Consider the following 18,260-nt stretch of genomic DNA (forward strand, 5'->3'; position numbering starts at 1 on the left):
ATGCGTGCCATCGTCTATACGGAAAAGGGTCCGTCCAGCGTTCTGAGGCTCGTCGACCGGCCCGTGCCCGAGCCCGGCGTCGGCGAGGTGCGGGTGAAGCTCGTGGTCGCCGGCGTCAACCCGACCGACGTGAAGAGCCGCTCGGGCGCGGCAGCTCGCGGCGACCATGACGAGGTAACCCCCGGCCAGGACGGCGCGGGAACCGTCGACGCCGTCGGCATCGGCGTCGAGGGCCTCGCCGTCGGCGACCGCGTCTGGCTCTATCTCGCCCAGCACGGGCAACCGCACGGCACCGCGGCCGAGTACGTCACCGTTCCCGCCGAGCGCGCGGTGCGCCTGCCCGACACGGTGACGGGCCCCGAAGCGTTCGACCTCGGCGCCGCCCTCGGCGTGCCGGCCATCACCGCGCACCGGGCGCTCACGAGCGGCCCCGTCGCCCGGCTCTCCCCCGGCTCGCTCGCCGGCCTGCATGTTCTCGTGCACGGCGGCGCGGGCGCGGTGGGCAACGCCGCCATTCAGCTGGCACGCTGGGCCGGGGCATCCGTCATCGCCACCGTGAGCAGCGACGAGAAGGGCGCGCTCGCACGCGCGGCCGGCGCGCACCACGTCGTCGATTACAAGCACACGGATGCCGCCGCGGGCATCCGCGACGCAGCGCCCGACGGCGTCGACCTGATCGTCGAGGTCGCCCCTGCCGTCAACAACGAGCTCGACCAGAAGGTCGTGAAGACGGGCGCGACGATCGCGTTCTACGCCAACAACGGCGGCGACCAGCTGGTGCTCGACATCAGGCCGACCTTCTCGCTGGGCCTGCGCTACCAGGGGCTGCTGCTCTACACGCTCGCCCCCGAGCTGCTCGAGGCCGCAGTCGCCGACGTGAGCGCGGCGGTCGCCGCGGGGGTGCTCAAAGTCGGCGAAGAGCACGGCCTGCCGCTGCACCGCTTCCCGCTCGACGAGACCGCGGCGGCGCACGACGCCGTCGACGGCGGCGCGGTCGGCAAGGTGCTCATCCAGATCTGAGCCGCGCCGACTGCATGCGGGCGGCGTTCGGCGGGCACCTGCCCGACATGAGCGACAGCACAGAAACGAGCACCCGCACCGCCATCGTCACGGGATCCGACTCCGGCATCGGCCGCGAAAGCGCCATCGCCCTCGCGGAAGATGGCTTCGACGTCGGCATCACCTGGCACAGCGATGAGGACGGCGCGAACGAGACCGCGCGGCTCGTGCGCGAGCGGGGCCGGAAGGCGGTCGTCGCGCAGCTCGACACGACCGACTCCCCCGCCTGTGGCGACGTGATCGAACGCCTCATCGACGAGCTCGGCGGCCGCATCGACGTGTTCGTCAACAACGCCGGCATCAACGGCGGCCCCCGGCTCTTCGACACCGACTGGGACACCTGGCAGCAGACCATCACCGCCGACCTGAGCGGCGCGTTCGTGTGCATCCAGCGCGCCGCGCGCCACATGGTCGAGCAGGCGAAGGCCGAGCGCGGGCGGCCGGGCGCAGACCCGCGCGACGGCGGCCGCATCATCGCCATCACGAGCGTGCACGAGCACCAGCCGCGTGTCGGCTCGGCCGCCTACGACGCCGCCAAGCACGGACTCGGCGGGCTCATCAAGACGCTGGCGCTCGAGCTCGGGGAATACGGCATCACCGCGAACGCCGTCGCCCCCGGGGAGATTAATACGCCTATGAACGACGCCGAGGCGGCAGATGCGTATCGCACCCACCGCCCCGGAATCCCGCTCGGCCGGCCTGGCCACCCGCGCGAGATCGCCGACGTCGTCGCCTTCCTCGCCTCGCCGAAGGCGAGCTACGTCACCGGTGCCTCGTGGGCCGTCGACGGCGGCATGCTGCAGATGGGCCCGCAGGCGGGCTCGCACTTGACGAGCGACGACTGGCGTGAATAGAGCGGATGCCTACCCCTTCAGCCCGCTGCCCGTGACGCCCTCGACGATCTGCCGCTGGAAGATCAGGTACAGGATGATCAGCGGCAGCGCGGCGAGGATCGCCCCGGCCTGGATGTCGGCGTAGCGCTGGCCGAAGCTCGACTGAACCGTCGCGAGGCCGACCGGAATCGTCATCAGGTTCGGGTTCGACAGCACGAACAGCGGCAGCAGCAGGTTGTTCCACACCCCGACGAAGGTCAGGATCGACACCGCCGCGAGCACCGGCCGCGACAGCGGCAGGATCAGCGACCAGTAGACCTGCCAGCGGTTGGCGCCGTCGATGCGCGCGGCCTCTTCCATCTCGGCGGGGATGCCGTCGAAGAACTGCTTGAAGATAAACACCGCGATCACGGCCGGCACCTGCGGGAAGATCACCGACCAGTAGGTGTTCAGCAGCGACATCCAGTTCAGCATCTGGAAGATCGGCACGATCAGCACCTGCGTCGGGATCATGATGCCGAGGATCACGAGCAGGAACGACACGTTGCGGCCGCGGAACCGCAGCCGCGACAGCGCGAACGCCGCCATCGACGCGAAGAACACGGTCAGCAGCGCGGTGATCACCGAGGTGATGCCGCTCGCGAGGTACCAGTTCCAGATGTCGCCGGCTTGGAAGAACGACGCGAACGAGTGCAGCGTCGGGTTCCAGTTCGTGAGGATCGCCTGTGCGCCCAGCGCCGCGACACCGTTGTCGGTGAGCGAGGTCTTGAGCGCGAACAGGCTCGGAATGAGCCAGATGATCGCGAACACGACGAGCACGATCACCGAGACGATCTGGAACGTCTTGCCGCTCGTGCCGATGCGGCCGGCGTTGGCGGCGGGCGCGGCACCTGAGACGTAGGACGGGCGCTTGCCCGGCCGAACTGCGGTCGTGGTCATCTCACGCCTCCCTTCTGGCTGCGGCGCGGTCGAACAGCTGCCTGATGACGGCGACAGCCACGATGACGATGAAGAGCAGGACAGAGGCGGCGGATGCCGCGCCGACACGGTTGTCGGTGAAGGCGGTTCCGGTCACGAGCCCCAGGGCGACCTGCGTCGAGACGCCCGGCCCGCCGCTCGTCATCAGATACACCTGGTCGAAGATCTTCAGGCTCGCGATGATCTGCAGCAGGATGACGAGCGTCGTCGTGCGGCCGAGCAGCGGCAGTGTGATGTAGCGGATCTGCGACCAGTTCGACGCGCCGTCGACGGCGGCCGCCTCATACAGCTCGCGCGGGATGTCCTGCAGGCCGGCGAGGTAGAGCACGAAGTTGAACCCGAGCGTCCACCACACCGTCGCGATCGCGATCCCGATCATGGCGGTGTTCGGATTCGCGAGGATGCCGTTGCCGGGCGTCATGCCGAGCGACTGCTGCATGAACGCCCACAGGCCGGTCGCCGGTGTGAACACGAACACCCAGATGAGCGAGATGGTCGCACTCGGCAGGATGAACGGCAGGAAGAACGCGAGCCGGAAGAACCACTGCCCGCGGCGCACTCGGTTCGTCAGCACGGCGAAGATGAACGCCAGGATGACGAGCGGCGGCGTCGTGTAGATCGTGAACTGGAGCGTGTGCCACATGGCGCTCCAGAAGTCCGGCCGCGTCAGCATCTCCGCGTAGTTCGCGAAGCCCGCGAACGAGCCGAGGTCCGTGTGCACCATCGAGGTGTTGAAGAAGCTCGCGACGATCATGTAGATCGTCGGGCCGATCAGGAACACCAGATAGAACACGCCGAACGGCGCCAGGAACAGCCACCCGCTGCGGCCGTCGCCGCGGCGCAGCGGCGAGACCGATCGGGGAATGGGTGCTGTGCGGGCCGCGCGCGGCTTGATCAGCGCGGCAGCCGGGGCTTGTGCGGTGGTCACGTCGTTGTACCTCCGGTTCTAAAGCGGGCTGGGGGTGTTGAGGTAGATCTTGAGCTGGCTCGTGATCGACTCCCGGGCCTGGGCGGGCGTCGCGGCGCGCTGCTGCACGAGCCCGAGCTCTGCGCCGACGATCCCCTCGAAGGTCGAGCCCGATCCGCCGTACCAGGCAGGGTCGTCGTAGACCGCGTGGTCGGCCGCCGATGCGTAGTGCGCCTGCGGCTTGAGCTTCTTGTAGTCGTCGCTGTTCGCCACCGGCAGGTAGGCGGGCACGTGACCGCCCTGCGCCCAGGTCATGCTCTGGTCGAGCATCGACTTGATGAATTCCATCGCCTGCTTGCGCTGCTCGGGCGAGCGGTCCTTCTTGGGCAGGATGAAGGTGTGGGAGTCGGCCTGCGCGGCCGGCTTGTCGTACAGCGTGGGAAGCGGCGCCATGTCGAACTTCAGCCCCTTCACGAGCTGCGCCGTGGTGAGCTCCCATTCGCCCTCGAGGTACATGCCCGCCTTGCCGGTGAACATGTACGACTGCGCGGTGCCGTAGTCGAGGCCGCTGTTGAGCCAGCCCTTCTTCACCCACGACTGGATGCGGCTGACGACGTCTTCGAAGACGTCCCAGTTGACGGTGAGCTTCGCCCCGTTGTCCGAGAGGAACGGCGTGGCATCCGCGTGCTGGTTGTACAGCGTCGTGAACACTCGCCACGGCGTTGCCGTCTCGCCCGCCACGTTCGCCGAGGTGATCGCCGGACCCTTCGTGACTTTGCTCACCGCCGCGAGCGCCGCCTCGAACTCGTCCATCGAGTTGAGCGGCACGATCGTGCCGTCGGAGCCGAGCAGGCCGGCTTTCTTGATCACGTCGACGTTGTAGAACATGACGAGCGGATGCGTGTCCAGCGGGATCGCGATGTTGTGCCCGTTCGTCTTCTGGGCCTTCCACGGCGCCTCGCTGAAGTCGTCGGCGCTGAGGCCGACCGACGCCAGGTCCTCGTCGGTGATCGGATCGAGGATGCCGCCCTCCCACAGCGGCTTCGCGCGGGTGAGGTGCGCGACCGCGACGTCCGGCGGCTTGTGCCCCACGGTCGACAGGGTCACCTTCGAGTAATACGGGTTGCCCCACGTGAACGTGGTGGCCTGGAGGGAGCTCGCTCCCCCGTGCGTCTTCCGGTAGCCGGCCTCCATGGTCTGCATGCGGCCGCCGTCACCGCCTCCGAAGAGGTTCCAGTAGACCAGTGTCTTGGGGTTGAGCTGCGAGCCGGCGAGACCCGCGGCGACGGGCCCTGCGCAGCCGGCGAGTGCCGGGATTGCCAGCCCGGCGAGACCCGCGGCGAGGAATCCCCGTCGCGAGAGTCCCGATGCTTGCGCCATCTTGACCTCCTCGTCATGTGGCGTGTGCCCCTGTCCTGGGGCACTGCGCCTGAGCATTACATCGTTGGAATCTTCGCGCAAGAGCTTCGTTGCTCGATATGCTCTGGCCACGATGCGCGCAACCGTACGGGACGTGGCCAAGCTGGCCGGAGTGTCGCCGAAGACCGTCTCCAACGTGATCAACGGCGTCGTGCCGGTGCGAGCTGAGACGCGGGAGCGCGTGGAATCCGCGCTCGCCCAGCTCGACTACGTGCCCAACATGTCGGCGCGCGGCTTGCGCAACGGGCGCTCGGGAAACATCGCGCTCGCCCTGCCCGATCTGAGCACCGCATACTCGGCCGAGCTCGCCCGACACTTCGTCGAACTCGCGCACGAGCGGGGCTGGGCGATCCAGCTCGAGCAGAGCGGCAACGACCCGCACCGCGAGGTCGAGCTCGTCTCGCGTGCCCGCACCCACCTCGTCGACGGGCTGATCCTGAACCCGACGCTCCTGTCGATGAGCGTCGTCGCGCAGCAGAACGCGCAGGCAGATCTCGACGGGGTCCGGCTGCCGCCGATCGTCGTGATCGGCGAGGTCGAGCCGTACGGCATCGATCAGGTGCACGTCGACAGCCCTGCCGCGGCGCGCGAGATGACCGCCCACCTGATCGAGACCGGCCACCGGCGCATCGCCATCGTCGGCGGCTCCGACGACCGGTTCCGCTCGGCGACGAGCCTGCTGCGGCACGAGGGCTACCGCGCGGCGCTCACCGAAGCGGGGCTGACCGAGGAGCCCGCCCTGAATGTGGTCGCCCCCGAGTGGACGCCGGCCGCGGCGGCATCCGAATTCTCCGGGCTTCTCGACCACCTCGAGAACGCGGGCGGCGCGCTGCCCGACGCCGTGTTCTGCTTCACGGACTCGATGGCGCTCGGCGTGCTGCACGTGCTCGCGAAGCGCGGCATCCGGGTGCCGGACGACATGTCGGTCGTCGGCTTCGACGACATCGGCGAGGCGGCGTTCGCGATTCCCGCCCTCACGACCGTGAGATTCGACAAGCGCAGCATTGCGGATGCCGCGCTGACCGCCCTCGCGAAGAGGATCGCCGAGCCCGACGCCCCCGCCTCGGACATCGTGATCCCGCACGAGCTCGTGCATCGGGACAGCGTCGCACGCCGTTAGCGACGCGCCGCCACCCGGACTTGCGACCTGTATTACAACGATGTAAAGATCACCGCATGACTTCAGCGCGCATCATCGTCGACCGCGACTTCACCGTCGGCCCCGTGCCGCGCCGCCTCTTCGGCTCGTTCGTCGAGCACATGGGGCGCTGCGTGTACACGGGCATCTTCGAACCCGGCCACCCGACCGCCGACGAGAACGGGTATCGCGGTGACGTGCTCGACCTGACGCGCGAGATGGGCGTGTCGATCGTGCGCTACCCCGGCGGCAACTTCGTCTCGGGGTACCGCTGGGAAGACGGCATCGGGCCGGTCGAAGACCGCCCCCGCCGCCTCGACGGAGCCTGGCACACCGTCGAGACCAACGCCTTCGGCCTTCACGAGTTCGCCGGCTGGGCGAAGAAGGCCGGCGTCGAGATCATGGAGGCCATCAACCTCGGCACCCGCGGCGTCGAAGAGGCGCGCGCACTGGTCGAGTATGCGAACCACCCCGGCGGCACCTACTGGTCCGACCTGCGCGTCAAGAACGGCGCGAAGGACCCGTTCGGCATCAAGGTCTGGAACCTCGGCAACGAACTCGACGGCCCCTGGCAGATCGGCCACAAGACGGCCGACGAGTACGGGCGCCTTGCGCAGGAGTCGGCGAAGGCGATGAAGCTCGTCGACCCGTCGATCGAGGTCGTGGCCGTCGGGTCGTCCGGGCGCCACATGCCGACCTTCGGCGAGTGGGAGCACACGGTGCTCTCGCACGCCTACGACGAGGTCGACTACGTCTCGCTGCACGCCTACTACCAGGAGCTCGACGGCGACGTCGCGTCATTCCTCGCGGCTTCCAACGACATGGACTACTTCATCGAAGAGGTCATCTCGACCGTCGACGCGGTGAAGGCGAAGCGCAAGTCGACGAAGAACGTCAACCTGTCGTTCGATGAGTGGAACGTCTGGTACCAGCGCGGTCTCGAGACCGAAGACCAGCCGCACGTCGTCGAGAAGGCGGGCGTCTGGCGGGAGCACCCGCGCCTCATCGAGGACACCTACAACGTGACGGATGCCGTCGTCGTCGGCAGCTTCCTCAATTCGCTGCTGCGGCACGGCGATCGTGTGACGATCGCGAACCAGGCGCAGCTCGTCAACGTGATCGCCCCGATCCGCAGCGAGCAGGGCGGTCCGGCATGGCGCCAGACGATCTTCTGGCCGTTCGCCCGGATGGCGGAGCTCGCGAGCGGTCAGATCCTGCGCACGGCGCAGACGGGCGACCGCTTCGACTCGACTCAATACGGGGATGCACCGGTGGTCGACGCGAGCACGACCTACGACGAAGAGCGTGGCCGCGTCGCCGTCTTCCTTGCGAACCGCGGGCTCGACGAAGCAGCGGACGTGACCGTCACCCTGCGCGGCCTGGCTGCCGGCGAGGTCACGCGGGCCGAGGCGCTGACGGTGCCGGAGGGCGGCGACCGCTTCACCGCGAACACCGAGCAGGCGCAGGACGCCGTGGGGCTCACCCGACTCGACGGCGTCGGCGTCGACGAGCACGGCGATCTGAAGGTCACCCTGCCTGCGCTGTCGTGGGCGGTCGTGGAGCTCGCGGTCACCAAGGCGTAACCGCGAGCCCACGGGGCCTACCGCACGTGCACCGTCACGGTGACGGTCTTCAGCACGGCCGGCAGCTTGGTCGTGTCGACCTTGAGGATCTCGCCGTCGTCTTCGGCGCCGGTCGCCGGCAGCACCTTCTGGTGCACGCCCCAGGTGCCGTCGGCGTCCGCCTGCGGCTCGTCGTCGCCGTTGTTCCCGATGTAGTCGATGCCGAAGTCGTCATCGTTCGAGAGGTACAGCGTCTTTCCGGCATCCGTCGTGGCGACGCCCTCGACCTTGTCGTGGCCGAACAGCTTGCCCGTCGGGTCGAGCTGGCTGACCAGTTGGCCGACCTCGACGTACGGCTGCTTCTGCGCCACGTGGATCCCCGCCGCGGTCAGGGTGGCCAGCGCGACGTTGGTGCCCGACTTGCCGACGAGCGCCTCTGGCGACTTGCCGCCGACCGTCAGGCCGCTGACGTCGGTCGCGCCGTTCAGGTCGATCTCGTAGAGGTCCTTGTTGGCGAACGGCTCGACGTTGCCGTCGCGCTCGTCGACCAGGAACTTCGTCTTCGAGAGCGCGGTGATCTCGCTGACGGCGTCGCCGGTGTCATCCGGGTCGTCGAGCAGATAGAGGTACTCGTGGGTCTTGAAGGTGTGCAGGTCGATCGTCACGATGCGCGTGGCAGCCACCTTCGAGGCCTTGGTCGACCCGAGGTCGGGCAGCTGCAGGGCCGCCTGCATCGCCCCGACCAGGGTCGAGCCGTCGGGCGTGACGGTCAGGCCCTCCATGCCCTTGTTGTTCGAGCGGTAGGCGAGCTCGGCGGGCAGGTAGCCGACGATCTTGTGGAAGGCGTTGTTCGGGCTGTCCTTGTACGGGGTCAGGCGGCCGAGCTCGTAGCCGTTCGCGTCGAAGTGGGTGACGTAAGGGCCGTACTCGTCGGAGACCCAGAAGGTGCCGTCGGGCAGCGCCACCAGGCCCTCGGAGTCGTAGCCGTCGGGGTCAGGTGCGACGGGCACGCCCGTCGCACCGCTGCTCTTCGCCACGTCGTCGATGGTCTCTTTCGTGTCCGGCTGCGGCGGCCGGCCGCTGTAGGGCTGGCCCTTCTGGCCGGCGGGGCCTGTGACGGTCTTCGGTCCCTTGAGCGTGATGGTCTTCTGCAGCTCGGCCTTCCCGTCGACGAGCTTGAACTCGCCGATCTGCGGCGTGAAGCCGGGCAGCGGCTCAGATTTGTTGCCCAGCGGGTCGTCGGCATTCGGGCCGCGGTCGGTGAGGCCGTAGAACCAGCCGTTCTTCCCCGGCACCGGTGCGAGCGACGAGCCGTAGCCCTCTCCAGACAGGGTCGTGGTGGTGCCGTTGGGTCCCGCGACCGTGCCGAGCGGCGGCAGGGGCGCGCCCTTCGCCGTCGTGTCGCGGAACAGCTCGACAGCATCCGTCGTCGTGTACGTGAAGGTGTCGGTGCCGGTGAAGCCCGCCTTCGGCGTGTAGGTGAACGAGCCGTCGGCGTTCACCGTGACGGTGCCGTTCGCGGGGTCCGTGTTGCGCACGACGGCGCTCGCACCTCGGTCGTTGCGCAGGACGTTGCCGGTCACGACACCGTGGCCTGAGAACGTGTCGGATGCCGCACTGAAGTCGTGCGTCGGGGCGGTGACCCAGCCGTTCGCCTGGGCGGCGACGACGCCGGTGCAGGCGAGGGCAGCGGTGGCGCCGGCCGCGAGGAGCACTCGGGTGCGGCGGCGCAGAATGGGGAGTTTGCTCATGCATCCGAACTTGGCGCGCCTGCGTGAAATCCCCTCGAACAGGGGATGAACTGAAGATCATGACCAGCGACGCTCATACCCCGCCATTCCGCCTGAACTCGGACCAGCGCAGCGCCTTCGCGGCCTCGTTCCTCGGCTGGATGATGGACGCCTTCGACTACTTCATCATCGTGCTCGTCTACGCAGACATCGGGAAGGACTTCGGCGTCTCGCTCGAGCGCATGGCGTTTCTCACGACCATCACGCTGCTGATGCGACCGGTCGGGGCATACCTCTTCGGCCTCTGGGCCGACAAGATCGGCCGCCGCACGCCGCTCATCGTCGACGTCTGCTTCTATTCGCTGGTCGGGTTCCTGTGCGCCTTCGCGCCGAACTTCACGGCGCTGTTCATCCTGCGCCTGCTGTACGGCATCGGCATGGGCGGCGAATGGGGCCTCGGCGCGGCGCTCACGATGGAGAAGGTGCCTCCCACCCGGCGCGGCTTCTACAGCGGCATCCTGCAGGCGGGCTACTCCGCCGGCTACCTGCTCGCCTCTCTCGCGTTCCTGCTCGTCGTCTCGGCCGCCGGACTCAGCTGGCGGTGGCTGTTCGCCTTGAGCATCCTGCCCGCCCTCATCTCTCTGATCATCCGCACGCGCGTGCGCGAGTCGGAGGTGTGGGAGACCACGCAGACGAACCTCAAGATCACGCAGACCTCGATCCGCACCGTGTTCTTCAACGGGAAGATCCTGCGCCGCTTCATCTACCTCGTGGTGCTGATGGCCGCGTTCAACTGGATGTCGCACGGCACGCAGGACATCTACCCCACCTTCTTGAAGGCGACGGATGACGGCGGGGCCGGCCTCTCCCCCGCGACGGCGACGTGGATCGCGGTCATCTACAACGTGGGGGCGATCGTGGGATGCGTCCTGCTCGGCTCGCTGTCAGACCGCTGGGGGCGCAAGGCGACGATCATCCTGGGCGCAGCCCTCACCCTGCCGCTCATCCCGCTGTTCGCGTTCTCGACGACCGCGGGTTGGCTGTGCCTCGGCTCCGCGCTCATCCAGCTCACGACCCAGGGCGCGTGGGGAGCGATCCCCGCGCACCTCAACGAGATGTCGCCGAACGCGATCCGCGGCTTCTACCCCGGTGTGACCTATCAGCTCGGCAACGTGATCGCGGCGTTCAACCTGCCGATCCAGCAGTCGCTCGCACCGCACATCGGCTACCCCTGGGCGATGACGTGGACGGTCGCGGGCGCCGCCGTCGCGGTGATCCTGCTGACGGCGCTCGGCCGCCAGGCGAAGGGCATCGACTTCCGGTCGAAGGAGAAGCTGCAGGAGGTCACAGCGGCGCGACCTGCGTGATGCCCTCCCTTTCGGGGGCCAATGAGGTAGTTGCTGTTGTGAAAGGATCGCCTCTGTGAGAACACGGGGGTTCGCCGCGGTCGGCGTTGCTTTCACGCTGGCCGCGCTGCTGACCGGCTGCTCGCTGCTCGCCGATGACTCGGCCAGCGCTTCGGGCCAGAAGTCGACCACCGCCTCGCCCGATCCCCGCGTGACGGCGACGCCCGAAGAGACGGCCACGTCGGCGCCGGCGACGCCCTCGGTCGCGCCGAATCCCACCGAATCGCATCTCGCCACCCCGGAGCCGGTGACGACCCCGGTCGTGCAGCCGACGCTGACCCCTGTGCCGGCCGGCACGGTGGTCGCGCAGGGCGACGTCGCCTCGCCGAAGGGCAGCATCCACTTCCACTACCAGGCGGTGGCGAACGGCAACAACACCTATTCCGTGCGCTACTCGGGCTTCACGTCGACGATCCCGGTGCCGGTGTCTGTCACGCTCATCGACATCCCGCCGCGCGTGGGTGACGGGCTCACGTGGCACGGCGTCGGCGACCACGTGCTCGGCGGCCCGACGACGAAGGCGACCGCATCGACGGCATCCCTGGGAAATCTCGGCCAGCCCTCGTATCTCACGACGCTCGTGACGTATTCGTCGGCGCCGACGAGCGACGGGATCCCGGTGGAGCTCGGGCCGAACAAGGTGCTCGCGGTCAACACCGTGCACTGGTCGATCCCGGTGCGCGCCACGAACGTTCACCCCGTCGACCACGGCGCCCGCAGCTACGCAGCGGGCAAGGTGACTGCGACCACGAGCACCCGCGCGCCGCGCAGCTATCTCGTGGCGCAGGGCGACATCACCTCGGTGGTCGCCGAGCGCTTCGGCATCTCGGTCACCGACCTCATCTGGCTCAACGCGAATCTGCAGGTCTTCGGCGATCAGCAGTACCTGTATGCGGGCACGACCCTGAACCTCGACCCCGACCGGCTCTGACCTGCCCTGACCGCTGCCCGTCAGGGGTGGATCGGCAGCAGCACAGGCACGAGGAACACCGCGACCAGCAGCACGACGACGGTGAACGGCGCGCCCACCTTCACGAAATCACCGAAGCGGTACCGCCCCGGGTCGAGCACGAGTGTGTTCACCGGTGACGACACGGGCGTGATGAACGCCGCGGATGCCGCGAGCACGACCACCATCGCGAAGGGGTACGGCGACGCCCCGAGGTGGCTCGCGATGCTGATCGCGATCGGCGCCATCAGCACGGCGGTGGCGGTGTTGCTGACGAACATCCCGATCGCCGCCGTCACGACGAACAGGCCGGTCAGGATGAGGCTCGGCGCCGCGCCGCCCAGCCAGTCGACCAGCCCCGACGCGGCCAGGTCGATGCCGCCGGTCTTCTCGAGGGCGACGGCGAACGGCAGCATGCCGACGATGAGCAGCAGCGTCGGCCAGTGGATCGCACGGTAGGCGGCTGCCAGGTCGATGCAGCCGAACAGCCCCATCAGCAGGCAGGCGATCAGGGCGGCGACGAAGTTCGGCACGATGCCCGTGACCATCAGCGCAATCATGACGGCGAGGCTCAGCAGGGCGAGCGGGGCACGGCTCGCGGCAGGCACGCGTTCTTCCACTTCTGCGGGCAGCTCGAGCGCGATGAAGTCGCCGCCGGGGGCACCGAGGCGGCGGATCGCCTCCCAGCTGCCGACGACGAGCAGGGTGTCGCCGAGCCGCAGCCGCTCGGTGGCGAGCGCGCGCGAGACGACCGTGGAGCCGTGGCGGATGCCGATCACGTCGACCTCGTAGTCGTGGTGCATCCGCAGCTCCGCGACGGTGCGCCCGAGAGCACCGGAGTTCGGCGGCAGGATGATCTCGGCGAGCCCGAGCTCGCGCGAGGTCTGGACGAAGACGCCGTCGCCCAGCGGCAGCTCCGCGATGCCCAGGCGCCGTTCCAGCGACGGGCCCGCCCCCTCCCCCGAGACGTCCGCGAGCAGCACATCGCCCGCGCGCACGGTCAGGCCGTGCGGCTCGGTGCCGAGCGTCAGGGTCTTCTGGCCCCAGCGGCTGCGCTCGACGGCGAGGATGCGCAGGCCGTACTCGCGCCGCACCTCGGCCGCGTTCGGCACCAGCCCGATCAGCGGCGATCGCCGCCCCACCCTGAGCCGCCGCTCGCGGGCGGCCAGCCCGTACTTCGCGATCAGCGCGGGAAAGGTCGCCCGCTCGGCCTCGGACTCGCCGACCTCGCCGCCAGCGAGCCACCGTCTCGCAAAGAGCAGATAGACGATCCCGAGCACGAGCACCGCCAGCCCGAACGGCGTGATGGTGAAGAATCCGAACCCCGCGTGACCGAGCCGGCGCAGCTCGGCGTCGACGACGAGGTTCGGGGCGGTCGCGATCAGGGTGAGCATGCCGCTGATGAGTGCCGCGAAGCTCAGCGGCATCATCAGCTGCCGTGGCGAGACTCGCAGCCGCCTCGCGATGCTCAGCACGACGGGAATGAAGATGGCGACGACTCCCGTCGAGCTCATCACCGCGCCGAGCAGAGCGACGCAGACCATGAGCAGCACCAGCAGCCGGGTGCTGCTCGTGCCGGCCGTGCGCGACAGCCAGTCGCCGAGGCGATAGGTCACACCCGTGCGCGACAGCGCCTCGCCGACGACGAACAGCGCACCGATCAGCACCACGTTCTGATCGGCGAAGCCCGAGAGTGTCTCAGGCACGGTGAGCACGCCGGTGATCGGCAGCAGCACGATCATCAGCACCGCGACCACGTCGAGCCGCGGCCGCCCGATCGCGAACATCGCGATCGCGGCCGCCAGCAGACCGAGGGTGATCAGCAGGTGGGCGTTCACACGCTGGCGCCGCCACCCTTCACGGCCGCGATCAGCCGCGCCGCGCGCTCAGACGTGAACACTTTCTCGAGCGGCACCGGCTTGCCCGAGGCATCCGTCAGCGCCACGCGCCAATTCGGGTACTCGTCGACCGAGCCCGGCTGATTCTGCGTGCGCCGGTCGCCGACCGCGTCGGCGAGCGAGAGCGCGCGCAGGCGCGCGGGTGTCTCGGCCAGGAAGCGATGCAGGGCAAGCACGATCTCCTCCTCGCCAGGGTCTTCGCCCACGAGACCCCGCGAGCGCAGCGTCTCGAGCCACAGCTCGCGCTCGGCGCGCGTCTCAGCCAGCTCGGTCTCCACGGGCCGCGTCAGCAGCCCCAGCTTCTCGCGCAGCAGGACGTGGTCGCCGGCGAGGTAGCTCAGCGACGGCGGCAGATCGTGTGTCGTCACCGAGCCGAGACACAGCTCACGCCATCGCTCGGGCGCCAGCGGCCGCCCGTCGCCGAAGTAGTCGCGCTCGAACCACAGGATGGAGGTGCCGAGGATGCCGCGGCCGGCCAGGTACTCGCGGGTGGACTGCTCGACGACCCCGACGTCCTCACCGACCACGACCGCGCCGGCGCGCCGCGCCTCGAGGCACAGGATGCCGACGAGTGCATCGTGGTCGTAGCGCACGTAGGTGCCGTCGATCGCCGAGCGCCCCTCTGGCACCCACCACAGGCGGAAGAGCCCGGCGACGTGGTCCATGCGCACGCCGCCCGAGTGACGCAGCACGCCTGCGACGATCTCGCGGAACGGCTCGTAGGCCGCCTCGGCGAGCGCGTCGGGACTCCACGGCGGCTGACCCCAGGTCTGACCGGTCTGGCTGTAGGCGTCCGGCGGCGCACCCACGAGCATCCCCGGCGCATAGACCTGCTGCAGCCGCCAGGCGTCCACTCCCCCGGGGTGCACGCCGACGGCGAGGTCGTTCAGCACCCCGAGCGCCATGCCGTGGCGGCGCGCGGCGGCCTGCGCCTCGTCCAGCTGCTCGGTGGCGAGCCACTGCAGCCAGCGGTGGAAGTCGACCTGCCACTCGTGCTCGTCGGCGAAGGCGGCGACGGCCGGCGAGTCGGGGTCGCGCAACTCCTCGGGCCACTCGCGCCAGTCGTCCTCGTACTCGGCGGCGAGGGCGCACCAGCGCGCGTAGTCCTCGAGGCTGCGGCCGCTCTGCTTTACGAACCAGCGGTAGGACGCCTCGCGCCCCGGCGTTCGCGTGACCGCGTGCACGGCCTCGAGCGCGGCGCGCTTGAGGTTCCAGCCGGCGTCGCGTTCGACGGTGGTCGACTTCTTCGTCGCCTTGGCGAGCTGCGCGCGGCGCTCTTCGAGCTGCTTGCGCAGACCCCTCTTGAGGCCGAGCCACTCGGGCACCCGCTCAGGCCGCACGTACAGCGGATTCGTGAACCGCCGAGTCACCGGCAGGTAGGGCGACGGCGTCATCGGCTCGCTCGGTGCGACCGCGTGCAGCGGGTTCACGAGCACGAAGTCGGCGCCGTGCTCGGTAGCGGCCCAGACGCTCAGGTCGGTCAGGTCGGTGAGGTCGCCCGTCGCCCACGAGCCGGCCGAGTGCACGCTGTAGAGCTGCACCGCGAATCCCCACCCCGGCGTCGCCGCCAGGTGCTCCGGCAGCTCGAGCCGCGCGGGTGTCACCGCGAGCAGTACGTCGGCCTCGCGCGCGACCGCCCGGGCGTGAAGCCGGTGATAGCCGAGCGGCAGGTCGCCGGGGATCTCGAAGGACGCCTCGCCGATGCGCTCCCCGTCGATCTCGCGCGCCGCGTTCCAGTTGTCGAGCTGCCGCAGGCCGCGGCGGCCGGCGCCGCCTTCAAGGTCGACCCACACCTCGACGTCGCTGCCGTCGGCGACGTGCACCTCGACCTGCGCGCGGCGGCCCTCGGTGACGACGACGGCCGGTGGAAGCATCCGTCGCCACGGCGCCAGCCGGCGTTCTTCGAGCGCGGCCGCAGGGTCCGCGACGTCCGCGCCCAGCGCGCTCAGAATCGCGCGCAGCGTGGCGGCCGAGACCTCGACGTGCTTGCCCTGCCAGTCCCAGTACTCGGTCTGAACGCCGTATGCGGCGGCAAGCTCGCCGAGGTCTCGATCGGTCACACCGCGATCTTGTCAGCCCCCTGCCGCACGGCGCGAGTGGCTTGAACCATGTGACGCAGGCTCGTAACGGTCTCGTCATAACCCCGTGTCTTGAGGCCGCAGTCGGGGTTGACCCACAGCTGCCGCTCCGGCACTGCAGCTGCCGCGCGCCGCAGCAGCTCGGTCAGCTCGGCGACGCTCGGCACGCGCGGCGAGTGGATGTCGTAGACCCCGGGGCCCACACCGTGATCGAACCCCGAGCGCTCGAGGTCGTGCACGACCTCCATGCGGCTGCGCGCCGCCTCGATCGAGGTGACGTCGGCGTCGAGAGCCCGAATCGCATCGATGACGACACCGAACTCGGAGTAGCAGAGGTGCGTGTGCACCTGGGTCGCGGGGTGGGCGCCGCCGGTCGCGAGGCGGAACGACCCGACCGACCAGTCGAGGTACGCGGGCTGGGCCGCGCGCTTGAGCGGCAGCAGCTCGCGCAGCGCGGGCTCGTCGACCTGGATGATGCGGATGCCCGCCTGCTCGAGGTCGGCGATCTCGTCGCGCAGAGCGAGCGCGACCTGGTTCGCGGTGTCGCCGAGCGGTTGGTCGTCGCGCACGAACGACCACGCGAGGATCGTCACCGGCCCCGTCAGCATGCCCTTCATCGGCTTGCTCGTGAGGCTCTGCGCGAAGCGCGACCACTCGACGGTGAGCGGCGCCGGCCGCGAGACGTCGCCCCAGAGGATCGACGGGCGCGTGCACCTCGTGCCGTAGGACTGCACCCAGCCGTTGACGGTCACCGCGAAGCCGTCGAGCCCTTCCGCGAAGTACTGCACCATGTCGTTGCGCTCGGGCTCGCCGTGCACCAGCACGTCGAGGCCGAGGTCCTCCTGCAGCTCGACCACGTGGCGGATCTCGTTCCGCATCGCCTCGTCATAGGCGGCCGCGTCGAGTTCGCCCTTCGCCAGCGCAGCACGCGCGCGGCGGATGTCGCCGGTCTGCGGGAACGACCCGATCGTCGTCGTGGGCAGCGCGGGCAGGTCGAGCGCTGCGTCCTGCGCGGCGACGCGCTCTGCGTAGGGCGCGCGGCTGAAGTCGGACGGGCGAAGTGCCGCGAGGCGCTCGCGCACCGCGGGCACGCGCACCCCCGGTGCGGTGAGGCGATCATCGAGGGCGGCGGATGCCTGTGCCAGCGCACCGTCGATCGCGACGGCGCCACGCTCGAGTCCCGTGGCCAGCGTCGCGACCTGCTCGACCTTCTGGTCGGCGAAGGCCAGCCACGACTTCAGTCGCTCGTCGAGCTGCGGCTCGTCACCCGTGTCGTGGGGAACGTGCAGCAGCGAGGTCGAGGTCGAGACGGCGACGTGCGGGCTCAGCTCGCGCAGCAGGCCGAGCTTGGCGAAGGCGGCAGCGAGGTCGCCCCGCCAGACGTTGTGGCCGTCGATGACGCCGCCGATGAGAGTCTTCGTCGTGAGCGCCTCGCGCGTGCAGTCGTGCAGCTCGGTGGGAATCGCGCCCCGCACGAGGTCGAGGCCGATCGCCTCGACCGGTGTGCCGGCGAGCGTGGCCAGCGTGGCGTCGAGCGACGCGTACGGCGCCGCCACGAAGATCTGCGGACGCTTCTCGAGGCGGCCGAGGTGCGCGTACGCCGTGCCGGCCGCGGCGCGCAGCTCGGCAGTCGTGTCGCCGAGGCTCTCGCTGACGAGTGCCGGCTCATCGAGCTGCACCCAGGCGGCGCCTGAGACCGCGAGCCTCTCGAGCAGCTGTGCGTAGACGGGCAGCAGCTCGGCGAGGCGCGCCAGGGGCCGGAAGCCTTCTGGCGCCCCGGCGCTCGGCTTCGCGAGCGCGAGCAGGGTGACCGGCCCGACGATGACGGGCCTGGTGAGGAATCCGTCGGCCCTCGCCTCTTCGAACTCGGCGACGATCCGGTCGCTCGCGAGCCGGAACTCGGTCTCCGGGCCGATCTCGGGCACGAGGTAGTGGTAGTTCGAGTCGAACCACTTCGTCATCTCGAGCGGCGCCTGCGCGGCCGTGCCGCGGGCGAAGGCGAAGTAGCCGTCGAGGTCGGCGGCCGGCACGGCGCCCACGGTGACGGCGGCGTCGAGCACCTGGTCGTAGTAGCTGAACGACTCGGGAATCGACGAGTCGGTGCGGCCCAGGCCGAGGTCCGCCAGGCGCTCGCGGGTGGCACGGCGCAAGTCCGCAGCGCGCGACTCGAGCTCGGCCGCGTCGATCTCGCCACGCCAGAACGACTCGATGGCGCGCTTCAGCTCACGGCGGCGGCCGATGCGGGGGTAGCCGAGGATGGTTCCGGTGGGGAAGGGCGTGCTCATGCTTCCACCCTGCGATCG

13 protein-coding genes are annotated in these 18,260 nt (G+C 69.6%); 6 read left to right on the forward strand and 7 right to left on the reverse strand.

All coding sequences use genetic code 11. The features are described 5' to 3' along the window. Together ABD736_RS04555 and ABD736_RS04560 are read left to right on the forward strand one after the other, a co-directional pair. The gene (locus tag ABD736_RS04555) at window positions 1-1,020 is read left to right on the forward strand and encodes an NADPH:quinone reductase (RefSeq protein WP_344790554.1); all 1,020 of its coding nucleotides are present in this window, start codon (window positions 1-3) and stop codon (window positions 1,018-1,020) included. 47 nt (window positions 1,021-1,067) lie between these two features. Continuing rightward, window positions 1,068-1,913, forward strand: a complete 846-nt coding sequence (locus tag ABD736_RS04560; protein WP_344790555.1) for an SDR family oxidoreductase — start codon at window positions 1,068-1,070, stop codon at window positions 1,911-1,913. A gap of 9 nt (window positions 1,914-1,922) precedes the next feature. Here the strand turns inward: ABD736_RS04560 and ABD736_RS04565 are convergent, their stop codons facing one another. The 3 genes from ABD736_RS04565 to ABD736_RS04575 are packed head-to-tail and all read right to left on the reverse strand — an operon-like array spanning window position 1,923 to window position 5,157. Beyond that, window positions 1,923-2,831, reverse strand: a complete 909-nt coding sequence (locus ABD736_RS04565; RefSeq protein WP_344790556.1) for a carbohydrate ABC transporter permease — start codon at window positions 2,829-2,831, stop codon at window positions 1,923-1,925. 1 nt (window position 2,832) lies between these two features. After that, window positions 2,833-3,798 carry a carbohydrate ABC transporter permease gene (locus ABD736_RS04570; RefSeq protein ID WP_344790557.1) on the reverse strand — a complete coding sequence of 322 codons (966 nt, stop codon included), beginning with the start codon at window positions 3,796-3,798 and terminating at the stop codon, window positions 2,833-2,835. 18 nt (window positions 3,799-3,816) lie between these two features. Next, window positions 3,817-5,157 carry an extracellular solute-binding protein gene (locus tag ABD736_RS04575; RefSeq protein ID WP_344790558.1) on the reverse strand — a complete coding sequence of 447 codons (1,341 nt, stop codon included), beginning with the start codon at window positions 5,155-5,157 and terminating at the stop codon, window positions 3,817-3,819. A gap of 133 nt (window positions 5,158-5,290) precedes the next feature. On the opposite strand from ABD736_RS04575, the gene ABD736_RS04580 reads away from it, so the two are divergent. Beyond that, window positions 5,291-6,316: a LacI family DNA-binding transcriptional regulator gene (locus tag ABD736_RS04580; RefSeq protein ID WP_344790559.1), complete on the forward strand. Its 1,026-nt coding sequence runs from the start codon at window positions 5,291-5,293 to the stop codon at window positions 6,314-6,316. Window positions 6,317-6,372: 56 nt separating this feature from the next. Further along, window positions 6,373-7,917, forward strand: a complete 1,545-nt coding sequence (gene arfA / locus ABD736_RS04585; protein WP_344790560.1) for an arabinosylfuranosidase ArfA — start codon at window positions 6,373-6,375, stop codon at window positions 7,915-7,917. A 17-nt stretch (window positions 7,918-7,934) separates the two neighbouring features. Here arfA and ABD736_RS04590 read toward each other — a convergent pair whose 3' ends face one another. Beyond that, a complete protein-coding gene (locus tag ABD736_RS04590) occupies window positions 7,935-9,647 on the reverse strand; it encodes an esterase-like activity of phytase family protein (protein WP_344790561.1) in 1,713 nt (570 codons plus the stop codon). Between the two features lie 59 nt (window positions 9,648-9,706). On the opposite strand from ABD736_RS04590, the gene ABD736_RS04595 reads away from it, so the two are divergent. Both ABD736_RS04595 and ABD736_RS04600 read left to right on the forward strand, forming a co-directional pair. Continuing rightward, entirely contained in the window at window positions 9,707-10,993 is a 1,287-nt protein-coding gene (locus tag ABD736_RS04595) for an MFS transporter (RefSeq protein WP_344790562.1), read from the forward strand. A 55-nt stretch (window positions 10,994-11,048) separates the two neighbouring features. Further along, window positions 11,049-11,963: a LysM domain-containing protein gene (locus ABD736_RS04600; RefSeq protein ID WP_344790563.1), complete on the forward strand. Its 915-nt coding sequence runs from the start codon at window positions 11,049-11,051 to the stop codon at window positions 11,961-11,963. 20 nt (window positions 11,964-11,983) lie between these two features. Here ABD736_RS04600 and ABD736_RS04605 read toward each other — a convergent pair whose 3' ends face one another. From ABD736_RS04605 to metE, 3 genes are read right to left on the reverse strand one after another with little or no spacing between them, the layout of a single operon-like run. Further along, the gene (locus ABD736_RS04605) at window positions 11,984-13,819 is read right to left on the reverse strand and encodes an SLC13 family permease (protein WP_344790564.1); all 1,836 of its coding nucleotides are present in this window, start codon (window positions 13,817-13,819) and stop codon (window positions 11,984-11,986) included. Continuing rightward, on the reverse strand, window positions 13,816-15,939 hold the full coding sequence (gene malQ, locus ABD736_RS04610) for a 4-alpha-glucanotransferase (protein ID WP_344790565.1): 2,124 nt from the start codon (window positions 15,937-15,939) through the stop codon (window positions 13,816-13,818). Before malQ ends, ABD736_RS04605 begins: the two co-directional genes overlap by 4 nt. Continuing rightward, entirely contained in the window at window positions 15,936-18,242 is a 2,307-nt protein-coding gene (gene metE / locus ABD736_RS04615; RefSeq protein WP_344790566.1) for a 5-methyltetrahydropteroyltriglutamate--homocysteine S-methyltransferase, read from the reverse strand. Before metE ends, malQ begins: the two co-directional genes overlap by 4 nt. Window positions 18,243-18,260 lie beyond the last annotated feature (18 nt).

The organism is Gryllotalpicola daejeonensis, assembly GCF_039538145.1.
In the GTDB taxonomy this organism is placed as follows: Bacteria; Actinomycetota; Actinomycetes; order Actinomycetales; family Microbacteriaceae; genus Gryllotalpicola; species Gryllotalpicola daejeonensis.